The organism is Anaerococcus ihuae, assembly GCF_928368155.1.
GTDB lineage: Bacteria > Bacillota > Clostridia > Tissierellales > Peptoniphilaceae > Anaerococcus > Anaerococcus ihuae.
This window is the reverse complement of sequence record NZ_CAKMRU010000002.1, coordinates 336543-350842: the sequence shown is the minus strand read 5'-3', so window position 1 is coordinate 350842 and position 14300 is coordinate 336543. Positions and strand designations below refer to the sequence as shown.

General features: G+C 32.9%; 8 protein-coding genes. All 8 read right to left on the bottom strand.

Annotated elements, in window-relative coordinates; translation table 11 throughout:
* Window positions 1-9 precede the first annotated feature (9 nt).
* Window positions 10-2325 (bottom strand): xanthine dehydrogenase subunit XdhA, encoded by a 2316-nt coding sequence (xdhA, locus tag L6653_RS06830; protein ID WP_236786167.1) that lies wholly within the window; start codon window positions 2323-2325, stop codon window positions 10-12.
* A gap of 335 nt (window positions 2326-2660) precedes the next feature.
* Window positions 2661-4067, bottom strand: a complete 1407-nt coding sequence (locus L6653_RS06825; RefSeq protein ID WP_236786164.1) for a uracil-xanthine permease family protein — start codon at window positions 4065-4067, stop codon at window positions 2661-2663.
* Window positions 4068-4196: 129 nt separating this feature from the next.
* On the bottom strand, window positions 4197-5567 hold the full coding sequence (locus L6653_RS06820; protein ID WP_236786162.1) for a uracil-xanthine permease family protein: 1371 nt from the start codon (window positions 5565-5567) through the stop codon (window positions 4197-4199).
* Window positions 5568-5758: 191 nt separating this feature from the next.
* Complete coding sequence (gene ssnA, locus L6653_RS06815) at window positions 5759-7081, bottom strand: putative aminohydrolase SsnA (RefSeq protein WP_236786161.1); 1323 nt, start codon at window positions 7079-7081, stop codon at window positions 5759-5761.
* Window positions 7082-7090: 9 nt separating this feature from the next.
* Window positions 7091-10126, bottom strand: a complete 3036-nt coding sequence (ygfK, locus tag L6653_RS06810) for a putative selenate reductase subunit YgfK (RefSeq protein ID WP_236786159.1) — start codon at window positions 10124-10126, stop codon at window positions 7091-7093.
* Window positions 10127-10401: 275 nt separating this feature from the next.
* Complete coding sequence (locus tag L6653_RS06805; protein ID WP_236786157.1) at window positions 10402-11721, bottom strand: YgeY family selenium metabolism-linked hydrolase; 1320 nt, start codon at window positions 11719-11721, stop codon at window positions 10402-10404.
* A 28-nt stretch (window positions 11722-11749) separates the two neighbouring features.
* Window positions 11750-12961, bottom strand: a complete 1212-nt coding sequence (gene ygeW, locus L6653_RS06800) for a knotted carbamoyltransferase YgeW (protein ID WP_236786155.1) — start codon at window positions 12959-12961, stop codon at window positions 11750-11752.
* A gap of 20 nt (window positions 12962-12981) precedes the next feature.
* A complete protein-coding gene (dpaL, locus tag L6653_RS06795) occupies window positions 12982-14226 on the bottom strand; it encodes a diaminopropionate ammonia-lyase (RefSeq protein ID WP_236786153.1) in 1245 nt (414 codons plus the stop codon).
* Window positions 14227-14300: the final 74 nt, after the last annotated feature.

The window sequence follows — 14300 nt, the reverse complement described above, 5'->3', positions numbered from 1 at the left end:
TTTTCTCCTTTAAGCATCATATTCCATGTCTTTTTCATAGTCATTTTCTATTAGTCCAGCTTCTTTGAAAAGTGGGAACAAAACGTGTGGTGTCATAGGACATTTGTTTACTCCTACTCCCGTTGCATTTAAAATTGCATTTCTTAATGCTGGAGCTGGTGAACATGTTGGTGGCTCACCAAGTGATTTTGTATTATATGGTGAAACTGGTGATGGGTTTTCTATAAAATATGCTTCAAAATGTGGATGGTCCATGGTTGTAGATAATTTATAATCAAGAAGGTTGTCATTTAAAATTTTTCCCTTTTCGTTATATTTTAATTCTTCTGAAAGACCAAAGCCTACTGCCATACTCATTCCTCCATGAACTTGAGCTTCTGCAAGTCTTGGATTTATAAGTTTTCCACAATCGTGAACATTTACAAGTCTTAAAATTTTAACTTTTCCAAGAGAAATATCAACTTCAACTTCTGCAAAGGTACATCCAAATGAAAAAGCGTTGTTTCTTATTGTAAAAGTTTCTTCTGCAGAAATATGTTCACTATCAAGAGTATCATACAAGGCTTCTGTTGCAAGTTCTCCTAAAGATAATAATGGTTTTTTAGTTATTTTATTTATTACCATACTATCTACAAGATCTAGATTGTGTGGAGTAAATTCCAAAATTTTACTTGCCCTATTTAATATTTTATCTTTAAATACTCTAGCTGTATTTGTGATAGAAAAACTTGATACAAATGTTTGTCTTGAAGCGTAAGCTCCCAAACCAAATGGAGTTACATCCGTATCTTGGGTTGAAACTATATGAACATCTTCCATTTTTACGCCTATAGCATCTGCTGCCATTTGTGAAAATGCTGTATCTCCACCTTGTCCGATTTCAGTTTCTCCAAGTTGCAATTGAACTGAACCGTCTTGGTTTAAAACCATCCTACAAGAAGAAGATTCTAGTGAAATTGGATAAACTGCTGTGTTATACCAAAATGCAGCAAGACCAATTCCTCTTCTTATATTTCCAGTTTGATTTTTATATTCTTCTATCTTTTTATCATAATCAATTGCTTTTCTTCCAACAGAAATTGCTTCTCTGAAAGAATCGTAGTAGTTTTCATTTCTTGAAAATCCATCGATAAAACCTTTTTGCATAATATTTTGCATTCTTAATTCTAATGGATCCATATCTAAAGTTTTTGCAACATCATCAAGGTGAGATTCAAAAGCAAACATAGTTTGTGGAATTCCATATCCTCTCATGGCTCCTGCTGTTGGTAGGTTTGTATAAACTGTATATCCATCAGCTTGTGTGTTATCACAAGGATATAATTGATGGAAACAATTTGTTCCCTTGGCAGCTATTGAGTGACCGTGAGATGCATAAGCACCATTATTAGAAAATAATTCTAATTTTCTAGCAGCAAAAGTTCCGTCAGCTCTTACATAAGAAATTATATGAAGTTTTTGTGAGTGTCTGGTTCTTGTTGAAACAAAAGTTTCTTCTCTGGATGTATCAAGTTTTACAGGATGACCTCCAACTTGAGTTGTAAGATAAGCTGCTAATGGCTCGTACAAAGCATCTTGCTTGTTACCAAAACCTCCACCTATATATGGTTTTACAATTCTAATTTTTCCCCAGCCAATTCCCAAAGCTTGACCGCAAACACGTCTTACAATGTGAGGAATTTGAGTTGAAGCAATAACTACAATTTTTCCTTGCTCTTCATAAGCACAAGCAATTCCATTTTCTATGTGGGCATGTTGAACGATTGGAGTTTCATACCAACCTTCAACTTTTATAAGTCCTTCTTCTTTTATCGCTTCGTCATAATTTCCCCTGTGATTTTTGGTATGACCCAAAATATTATCAGGAAATTCATCGTGAATTGGTCTTAATCCATTATTCATTGATTCAATAGGATCTAAAACCACATCATATTCTTCGTATTCAACTTCAATTAATTTTAAAGCCTGACTTGCTGAAACTTCATTTTCTGCAATAACTACAGCTACATCATCACCATAATATCTAACGTGTTCATTTAATAATCTTCTATCAGCAACGTCTTGGTGATTTTTATCAGTTGACCAAGGGTGACCTGCTGTTGGGAATGAATGTTTTGGAACATCAAAACAAGTAATAATTTTAACTACTCCCTCAACTTCTTCCGCCTTTTTTGTATCAACTGAGATAACCTTTCCATGACCAATTGTTGAGTGCAAAATTTTTGCAACATAAGCACCATTTATTATTAAATCTTCTGTATATTTTGCACGTCCTGTTACTTTATCGTAAGCATCAACTCTTTTAACACTTTTTCCTACATACATTTTAACCTCCTAAAATGTTTTAAAGCATTTTCCTTATATTAAATCTCTCTACAATTTCCCTTTTAATTGTATATTGTATATAATATATTACCACAAATTACTAATCGTTTTCAAGATTTTGAGAGCTTTTTTTTAAAATTTTTTACTTGTTTTTCTACAATTTTTTCTCTTTTTTTGAAAAAATAATTTATTATTCATTTCACCAAAAAAAATAAGCCTAAAATCTTCATTTTTTTTTAAAAATAGTGAATTTTATTTGAAATTTATTTAAAATAATTCTTTTTAAATAATTCAATAAAAAATCTATTTTTTTGAAGATTTTAAGCTTTTATTTTTTACTCTTCTTCTAATTCTTTAATTTCAAGATTTGCAAGTGAATCTTCTTTCGCCTTGTCTTCTTCTTTTTCTGGAATAATTAAATTCATTAATACTGCAGAAATTGCTGCAAGTACAACTGGTGATGACCCGATTGCTACTGCTAATTCTTCTGGCATAAACATAACGCCAGCATTTTGTGCGCTTGCTGCAACTGTAGTAAATCCTACACCTAAAGCTACAGAAACTCCAACTATTGAAGTATTTCTTGCACTTAGAGGTTGGCTTGTGATCATTCTAATTCCGTTCATTGTTATAGCAGCAAAAATTGAAAGTGTTGCTCCTCCCAAAACTGGATAAGGAATTGTTGTAAGAATTGATGATAATTTTGGAACAAGTCCTGATACTAAAATTATCAAAGATGCTAGGGTAAATACTTTTTTATTTACTACCTTATTTATTGAAACAATTCCAGCATTTTGTGAAAATGTTGCCGTTGGAAGACATCCAAAAATCGCTCCAACTAAGTTTGCAGCACCATATCCAACAATTCCACCTCTTAATTCTTTTGGTGTAGGAATCCTATCCATACCACCAACGGTTGTAGAGGTCATATCTCCTATTCCTTCTATTGCAGTTACTATAAAAATAATTGTAATTGAAATTATTGCTGATGGCTCAAAAGAAATTCCAAAGTGAAATGGTTCTACAACTGAAATCCAACCAGCTTCTTTTACTGGAGAAAAATCTACCATTCCAAAAAATATTGATATTATGAATCCAATAATCATAGCAAATAATACATTTGCAAGTTTAAACATTCCTTTTCCAAAATGTGTAAATCCAAGTCCTAATATTAAAGTTATTCCTCCGACTAACCAATTTTGCCAAGCTCCCCAGCCAGCAACTTCTACGCTTCCTGCTCCTCCCATATAATTCATAGCTACAGGATAAAGTGAAAGTCCTATTACTAAAACTACTGTTCCTGAAACAAGTGGTGGGAAAAGTGGCATTATGTATTTTAATCCTAGTCCAAAAAGTATTGAACAAATTCCTCCAACAATTTGGGCTCCCAAAACTATTGCAACAACTTCTACGGGGCCTCGGGCTCCAAATTGATTGGCAAGACCAATCATTGTAGGTACATAAGCAAATGAAACCCCAAATATCACAGGAAGTCTTGATCCTATAATTTTAATTGGATAAATCATCAATAAAGTTGTAAGTGCTGATCCTATTAAAGCTATTTGAATTAAAATCATTGTATCTTCAGGTGAAAGACCACTTGCTCCTGCAAGCATTATTGGTGGTGTAATACAACTTGCAATCATGGCTACAACGTGTTGAAAGGCAAGTGGCAACGCCTCTTTTGTTGTTGCGTTTCCTTCAAAACTAAAAAGGCCCGTAAATTTTTTTTCTTTTTCCATAAAAATTTTCCTTTTCTTTTTTTATAAAATTATAAGGCTTACTTTGTGTAAGTATATTTTTTTATTCTAATTTAAAAATAATTTTAGCCTTATTTAAAATAATTTTATTAAACAAGGCTAAATTTTAAATTATTTTTCGTCCATTTCTTTTCTTTCTTTTTCTTCTTGTTCTAAAGTTTTCTTTGGCATTATTATATTTAGTAAGAAAACTACTAAAGTTGCTAAAACTACAGGTGAGGATGTAAATACCATTCTAAACCATCCTGGAAATTGTGCCAAAGCTTGATCACCTAATTGAACAATTCCCATTCCAAGGGCTATTCCTAGTCCTACTATAGTTACATTTCTTGAACTCATTTCATCTGACATTATTAATTTCATTCCACTCATTGTAATTTGTGCAAAAACTGTAATAGTTGCTCCGCCAATTACTGCTTGTGGAACTGAAAGCATCAAAGCACCAAATTTTGGAATAAATCCTGCAACAAGAATAAGGCTTGCTGTTATTGCAAAAACTTTTCTTGCAACAACTTTTGTTAGTGAAACAATTCCTACGTTTTGGCTATAGGTTGCTGTTGGCATACCACCAATCAAAGCACCAATTACTGATGCAAGACCATTTGCTTTTATTCCACCTTCAAGCTCATCTCCTGTTGGAACTCTATTAAGACCTCCAGCTGTTGTTGAAGATAAATCTCCTACGGCTTGAATAGAATTTACAACAAACATTACTGACATTGTAATTACTGCATCGATTGGAAATTCTAATTTAAATGGCATAATTCTTGGTAAAGTTATCCAAGCTGCTTCTTTTACTCCATCAAAATGAACTATTCCAAAAAATATTGATGCTACATATCCTACACCAATTCCTATTAAAATTGCTGCAAGTTTTATAATTCCTTTTCCAAACATATTGCAGCAAAGGGTTACTGCTAAAGTTAAAAATGCTACACCCCAATAAACTAAATCTCCTTGGTTAGGATTTCCATTTCCTCCTGCCATATAATTTAAGGCAACAGAATAAAGAGAAAGTCCAATAGTCAAAACTACAGTCCCTGAAACCATTGGTGGGAAATATTTATAAATTCTTTTTATATTCATACCTACTATAAAGGCAACAACACCACCGACTAATTGAGCACCATAGACCGCTCCAATTCCATATTTTATACCAATGGATGTTAAAACTGGAATGTAAGCAAAACTTATTCCCATAATTACTGGTAGTTTTGCACCAACTTTAAAAACTGGATATAATTGCAAAAATGTTGCTATAGCTGCTACAAACATGCCCGCTTGAATTAAATAAACTGCATCTTGGGCTGATATTGCAAATTCCGTATTAGCTAATTGTCCTGTAAGAACGATTGCCGGAAGGGTATTTCCTACAATCATTGCCAACAAGTGTTGAAGGGCAATCGGCAAACTCCTTTTAAAACTAGGATTTGCATCCATGTCAAACAAGGAAGTGTTTGCATTTTTTTCTTTGTTTTTCATTTCATCTCCTTTTGTTTTTTTGACATTTGCTAAGTGTCATTTGATAAATTTTTAAGCTTATCATTATAATACACTTTGTTATAAATTAAACAAATAATATCATAAAAATTTTTTGATTTTTAAAATAATTTTTTATTTTAAATATATTTTTTATTAAGCTAGTTTAAAAAAATAAACTAGCTTAATAAATTTTAAAGATTTTTCCAAATTTTTGCAGCTCTTTGTCTTGAATCTGCGTGGATTTTTGCTTGGTCAACTGTTGTTATTACTTTATCTTTCATAACAAATTTTCCGTTGATTATTGTATCATTTACAAGTCTTCCTGTTAGACCAAATAGGCTGTGTCCGCCCCAATTGTCTTTATTTATTGGAGTGTATGGATCATAATTAATGGTAATTAAATCTGCATAGGCTCCTTTTTTTATTCTTCCTACTTCATTGTTTAAGAAGTGGGAAACTATATCAGGGTTGTTTTTAAATTGCATTTCCAAAGTTTCTCCAAATCCCTTTGTAGGATCTTGGGTGTTGTGAGCTTGGATTATATTTGCAACCTTCATTGATTCAAACATATCGTTTGTATAGGCATCTGTTCCTATTCCTACCTTTAATCCTTTTTCAAAAAATCTATTTACTGGAGGAACTCCTACTGCATTGTTCATATTTGATTCTGGATTGAAAATTACTGGAGTATTATTTTTCTTTAATATATCCATTTCTCTTCCGTTTATATGAACACAGTGGATAGCAAGGGTATTTTCGTTTATTATGCCAAAATCATTTAGTCTTTCTACAATTCTTTTGCCATATTTTCTTTGGCAATCCCATTGGTCCTCGATTCCTTCTGCAATGTGAACATGGAAGCCATTATAAACTCCATCCATTGCATCAAGAGCTTTTTCTAATGATTCATCTGAAAGGGTAAAGGATGCGTGAAGTCCAAATAGTCCTCTTAGCATATCGTCATTTTCTTTAAGAGAATGTTTAATCCAATCTACGTTTTCTTTTATTTCCCTATCTCTAATTTCTTCTCCATCACGATCTGAAAGCTCGTAGCAAAGATTTGTTCTAATTCCTACTTCTTTTGCTGCATCTGCTAGGGTAAAGAGTGAATTTTCTACAGAATTTGGTCCTGAATGATGGTCAACTACTGTTGTCACTCCGTTTGCTATTGATTCCATATAAGTTGTCAATGCATTTAATCTTACATCTTCTGTTGTAAGCTCCCTGTCAAGAGTCCACCATTGATTTTCTAAAACATTAAAGAAATTATCTGTTGGTTTTGAAAATGCTGCGCCTCTTGCATAAGCTGAATAAATGTGTGAGTGAGCACATATCATTCCTGGCATAAGAAGTTTTCCTTTTAAATCAATTACTTCTTCATCAGGATATTTATTTAAAATATCCTGATTTTCTCCAACATCTTCTATTAATTTGTCCTTTATAAAAACTGCGCCATTTTCGTAAAAACTATTGTTCTCATCGTTTGTAATTATTAGGCAATTTGATAATATCATCTTATCTCCTTATGAGTTTAAAATTTCTGTTGGCTTAATATAATAAGCATAGTTTTCTTCGATTGCTTTTATTAATTTTGCCATATTTTCTGACAAATCATCTAAGTTTTCTACTTCTATTACTTTGCCGTTTTCAAGTCTAACTAGATATTTATTACCATCTTTTAGGAAGCCTGTATTTGTTGAATCATCAAAGTCTTCTTTTGTCCAAAATACTGTAAGTTTATCTTTGTAAGGACGTCCTGCGTGTGGACAGTAGAATCCACAGTTTCCACATTCGTTACACATTCCATCTAAGTGGATTATTTGGTGAAGATTATCAAATCCATCAGCCTTTATAGCTACATTTGCTCTGTTTGGACAAACTTCTGTACACATTTCACAGATTTGATCACATTTTAGACATCTATAACCTTCATTTTCGTTGTCGATTTTTTCTTGAAGTCTTCCTCTTTTTTCGTAAATAATATCCTTGTTTCCCTCTACTTCAAATTTTTCGAAATCATTTTCTAGATTTTCTTTTGATAGAATGTCAAGACAAACTGCTTTAGCTTCTCCCATTGCTTTTACAATAGTACTTGCACCAGCTCTACAATCTCCAATTACATAAACATTGTCTATATTTGTTTCGTAATTTTCTGTAGTTTTTACATTGCCCCAATCATCTAGATTTATATTATTTTCTTTGAATGCACTTGTATCTACTCTTGCACCTGTTGCTCCAATTACTGTATCAAATTCAAGGTCAAGTTTTTCTCCTGTTGAATTTATTGATCTTCTTCCAGACTCATCAAATTCTCCAAGTTCCATTTTTTCACATTTTAAAACTTTTCCATCATAAGCATATGGGGCAACTAATTCATAAATTTTGTGGCCTTCTTCTTTTACATCATTTACTTCTTCTTGAGTTGCTGGCATGTAAGCTTCTGTTCTTCTATAAACTAAGGCTACGCTTTCAACTCCATCAAGTCTTGCTGCAGTTCTTGTACAATCCATAGCTACATCTCCTGCACCTACAACTGCAACTTTTTTGCCAACATTTGCCTTGCCATTCATTCTTACATCCCATAAGAAATCAAGAGCATCAAGGATATTTTCCTCTCCTTCTTTTACTGGAGATCTTCCTTTCTCCCAAGCACCTGTGGCAGCAATTATATAGTCATAATCTTTTTTCAATTCTTCGTAAGATTCTGTTACTTCAGAATCGAAAACAAATTTTACGCCTTGTTTTACAGCGATTTGGTAATCTTTTTCGATTTGTTCATCAGAAATTCTAAATTCTGGAATAACGTGGCTTACAATTCCGTAAGGTTTTGATAATTTTTCTCTTACTGTAACATCCACACCATTTCTTCTTAAATATGATGCTGCAGCAATTCCACCAGGACCTGCTCCTATAACAAGAACTTTTTTATCTGATTTTAAATCTACTTCTTTTATATTTTCTAAATATTTATCTTGAGCCTTATTAGCTGCTATAAGTTTCATTTCTCTTATTTGAAGACTCTTTTCATAGTCAACTCTTGTACAATGATCTTGGCAATAGTGAGCACAAAGCTCTCCTAAGATTGTTGGAGCAGTATTATCCATAGCGATAACTTCAATTGCCTTATCATATTCTCCATTTGCAACTAATTTTAAATATTCAGGAATTTGTTGTTCAATTGGACATCCTCCATCCTTACAAGGAGCCTTAAAACAGTCTGTAAGTGGAAGAGGTGAATCTGTTTTTCTTGATCCAACTTTTTCTCTATATAATTTATTATTAACCCATTCACTTATGGTCTTATCTCTAAGTTTTATAGTTTTTTCAACATCAACATCGTGGATTTTATCACTTAATAAATCCTCAGTTTCTTTTGCCAATTGGTTAAATCTTAGATATCCACCTGGCTTAAGGATTGTTGTTGCAACTGTGATTGGTTGACCCAAAGCTTCAAAAATTTCTTTAATATTTCTAGCATCAGCTCCACCAGAATATGACATCGGAAGTTTTCCATCAAATTTTTCTGAAAGCATAGCTGCCATAGAAACTGTTAGTGGAAGAAGAGATCTTCCTGACATATACATTTCCTCAGCTGGAAGTTCATTTCTTTTTACATCAACTGGGAAAGTATTTGTAAGTTTTACACCAAAAGCAAGGTCATTTTTCTTTGCAAGATCTAATAATCTTTCAATCATAACAACCGCATCTTCATATTGAAGGTCGTTTTTAAAGTGATGGTCTGTAAAAGAAATATAATCAAAGCCCATATCATCAAGGGTTTTTCTTGCATAATCATAGCCTAACATTGTAGGGTTACATTTAATAAATGTAGACATTTTTTTATCGTCTATTAAATAAGATGCAATTTTTTCAATTTCTTCTGCAGGACAACCGTGGAGGGTTGAAAGAGTTATAGAGTCACAAACATTTGTGCTAATATTTTCTATGTCTTCTTTATTGAAGTTTGAAAATTTATCAATGTTTTCTTCAAGATAAGACTTACATTCTTTAAATACGTCTGTATCTCCAGCATTTCTTAAATTTTCAATGTATGTATCAACTTTTTCAGATTTTATTCCTTCAAGGTCATAACCTACTGACATATTGTAGGCAAAATCTTTTTTGTCAGAAAGATTTAACTCTTTTGCCAAGGCGATAATTGCAAAATATGCTTTTACATATTCTTCATAAGCTTCTTTAACGGTAAGTTCTGTTGACCACTCACAGTTATAGCACTCATCTTCAGAGTTTATACATGGTTTTGCAACGGCTTTTTGTATATCTTCTCCGTCTAGTTTTTGAACTGTTTTTAGCTCAATAAATCTTGCTCCTGTTAGGTATGAAACAAGAATATTTTGGGCTAGTTGAGATTGAGGACCTGCTGCAGGACCAACTGCTGATGAAATTTCATCGCCAAAAACTGTCTTTAGCATTTTTCCAGATTCATTTTTGTAGAATTTTTCTTTTTTAATTCCAAAAATAGAACCTTCGTTCTTATATTCTTCCAAAGCCCAATCAATTAGGTCTTTAAAAGGTATAGGTCTCATAAATTCACTCATTTTTTACTCCTTTTATGGTTTTTTATTTAACGATTGATTATAATAGCGTTTTCTCGCCTTATAATTTTTTTATAAAAAATTTTAAAGATGAGGGTAGGAGAACTTCCCTCTCTTTTTTTATCTAAATATATTTTCTTAAATATTGAGCCTTCCGCCAAATGTGCAAATGGCTCATTAAAATTAAATTTTAGAAAATAATTTAAGCTATAAATCATTTATATAAAGTTATAAATTTATATCAAGAAAGGACTAGCCTTTCTTGATATTATTTAAAATTATTTTATATATTCAAGTGGAAGAACTGCGTATGTTGCTGCACAAGTTACTAAATCTTGTTTGAATGTAACTTCGTTTGGTGCGTGAGCTTGATCTTCTGCTCCTGGTCCAAATCCTATAACTGGGATATTGTGTCTTCCCATTATTGCAACACCGTTTGTTGAGAATGTCCATTTATCTGTTAATGGTAAATTCTTTCTCTTTTCAATTTCTTTTTCTACATTTGGTGCAATTCTCTTATCACCGTAAAGACCCTTGTATGCTCTTTCTAATGCTTTTGTTACTTCGTGATCTTCTGGAATTACCCATGTTGGGAAGTAGCATTCTTGTTTCTTGCTAAGGCCTGTCCATGATGGTCTTTCGTAATCATACATTGTAACTTTTGCACCGAATTTTTTAGCTGATGGTAGGTCTTCAATTTCTTTTATACAAGATTCCCAAGTTTCTCCAGCTGTCATTCTTCTATCAAGTGAGATTGCACATGAATCTGCAACTGCACATCTTGATGGTGATGTAAAGAAGATTTGACTTGTTGTAACTGTTCCACGTCCTAAGAAGTTTGCTTCTTTGTAGTCTGGGTTGTATTTTTCGTCAAGCATTTTTACAAGACCCTTGATTTCTACTGAATCATCTGCTGGGTTTTCGTTTAGTTGTTCGATTTCGTTAAGGATTTTTGCCATTTTATAAATTGCGTTGTCTCCTCTTTCTGGAGCTGAACCGTGGCATGAAACTCCTTCAACTTCTACACGAATTTCCATTCTTCCTCTTTGTCCTCTGTAGATTCCACCATCTGTTGGTTCTGTTGAAACTACAAAGTCAGGTTTTATTCCTTCATCTTCAATCATATATAACCAGCAGTTTCCATCACAGTCTTCTTCTTGAACTGTTCCTGTAACTAAAACTCTAAATTTATCGTTTAAAAATCCTAAATCTTTCATGATTTTTGCACCATAAACTGCTGATACAATTCCGCCTAATTGGTCAGAACCACCACGTCCACCTATAAGATTTTCATCTTCAAATCCTTCATATGGATCGAAGTCCCAATTTTCTCTATTTCCGATTCCTACTGTATCAATGTGAGCATCAAAAGCGATTTGTTTTTCACCTGTACCCATTTCTCCAAGTACGTTTCCTTGACCATCAATCCAAGCCTTATCAAAGCCTACTTTTTCCATTTCTTCTTTGATTCTTTTTGCTTTTGGACCTTCTTCACAAGATTCACCATGTTTTAGGATTAAATCTCTCAAGAAAGCGTTCATATCTTCTGAATATTTTTGTGCAGTTTCTTTTACTAAATCATAATTAATTTCTGTCATTTAAATCTCCTTTTAAAATTTAAAATTCTTATTTATTTTCTTCTTTGTCAATTACTCTTTCTTTATTAGCTTTTAATAATTTTTCGATTGTAGCCTTTGGATCTTTAACTTTTTGTAAGAAGATCATTGCAGCAATTATATATGGTTTGTAGCTTGCTTCTTTGTAAAGTGGATCTCTATATCTATCAAATACAGACTCATCAACTTCTCCATCTTCACATGAAAGTCCTGTTATATCAGCTGGTAGACAGTGCATGTATAGAGCTTTTCCGTCTTTTGTAAGTTTCATCATTTCTTCTGTACAAGCCCAATCCATGTGGCTCTTATTTTGTTCTAGAAGTTTTTGTTCAAGTTCATCAATTCCTTCTTGATCTCCCTTAGCATATAGGTCTGTTCTTTCTTCCATAGCAGCAAATGGAGCCCATGATTTTGGATAAACTATATCAGCATCTTTGAATGCTTCTTCCATTGAGTTTGTTTTTGTAAAGCTTCCGCCGTATTTTTTAGCATTTTCTTCTGCTATTTCTTCAACTTCTGGCATTATTTCATATCCTTCTGGGTGAGCTAGAACTACATCCATTCCAAATCTTGTAAATAAGCCTGAAATTCCTTGAGGAACTGAAAGTGGTTTACCATATGATGGTGAATAAGCCCAAGTCATAGCAACTTTTTTGCCCTTTAAGTTTTCTACTCCACCAAATTCGTGAATTACGTGAAGTAAGTCAGCCATAGCTTGTGTTGGGTGGTCGATATCACATTGTAGGTTTACAAGGTGTGGTCTTTGTTCAAGAATTCCATGATCGTATCCTTCTTGTACATATTCTGAGAAATCTTTCATGTATTTATAGCCTTTTCCGATATACATGTCATCTCTTATTCCAACTGTATCAGCCATAAATGAAATCATGTTAGCTGTTTCTTTTACTGTTTCACCGTGAGCTTGTTGTGATTTTGCTTCGTCTAAGTCTTGAACTTCAAGTCCTAACATGTTTGCAGCTGATGCAAATGAAAATCTTGTTCTTGTTGAGTTATCTCTAAATAATGAAATAGCAAGTCCTGAGTCAAAGATTTTTGGAGAGATATTTTTTTCTCTCATAGCTCTTAATGTATCAGCAACTGTAAAGATTGCTTCTAGTTCGTCTTGTGATTTATCCCATGTGTGGAAAAAGTCATCTTGGTAAAGATTTTCAAAATCTAAGCTTTCTAATTTTTCTAATAATTTGTTGATATCTTGTGTCATTTATTTCTCCTTTTTTATTTTTATCTTATTATTTTTTTATATTCAAATTTTTCATCGTTTGTATAGTATCCATCCCAAACTACTTTTCTGTAATGTTCGAAGTCTGTATCACCTTCTGTTGAGATAAATAATATTACTGAATTTTCATCTAATTGTAATTTTTCTTTTATATCTTTTAAATCTTCTCTTTGTAAGATTTCGCTAATAGCTCCAAGTGTAGCTGCTCCAGATTCTCCAGAAATAACTCTTTCGTCATCTCCGATTGGATTTCCTAAAATTCTCATTCCTCTTGCAGCTGAGCTGTCTGGAACTGATAAAAATGCATCAACATAAGATTTTAAAATTGGATATCCTACTGTTACTGGTTCTCCACAAGCAAGGCCTGCCATGATTGTGTTCATTTCACCTTCAACGTTGTGGATTTTACCGTCATTTATTTTTGCTGTTAGATAGTTACAATTTGCTTTTTCTGGTTCTATGAGTCCTATAAAAGGTTTTTCACTTCCCTTGTATTCATCTGAGAAAAATCCTGTTACTCCTGTTGCAAAAGATCCTACTCCTGCTTGTAAAAAGATGTGAGTTGGTTTTTTTCCTGCTTCTTTTAATTGGTCATAAGCTTCCATAGCAAGTGTTGAATAACCTTGGATTATCCATGTTGGAATTTCCTCGTATCCTTCCCAAGCTGTATCTTGTACCATTATATAGCCTTTTTCTTCAGCATATTTGTTGGCAAGTCTTACACAAGCATCATAGTTTAAGCCTTCCATGATATCACATTTTGCTCCAGTTTTTCTGATATTATCTCTTCTTTCAAGAGCTGATCCATCTGGCATCAAAACTACACAATCTTGTTCTAATTGTTGACTTGTCCAAGCAACTCCTCTACCGTGATTTCCGTCTGTTGCTGTTATAAAAGTTACCTTGCCTAATTTTTCTTTGATTTCAGGTGAAATCAATTTCTCGTATGGTAAATCTTCCAAGTCCATATCAAGTTTTTGGGCTATGTATTTTGCCATAGCATAAGATCCTCCCAAAACTTTAAAAGCATTGAGACCAAATCTTAATGATTCATCTTTGACAAAAATATCCTCAACACCAAATAAATCTGCAAGATTACTTAATCTTTTTAAAGGTGTTACAGAATATTGGGGAAAGCTCGCGTGAAATTTTTGAGCTTTTGAAGATTCTTCCTCATTAATAAAACTTAAATCAGCTAAATCTTCCAAATTTCTTTCGTTTAAAACTATATTAAAACTCTCTTTCAATCTTTTTTCTCCTTTCTAGAACTGCTTCTGGTATTATAGTAACATATCACACATCAAAATGCAAGCTTTTTTAA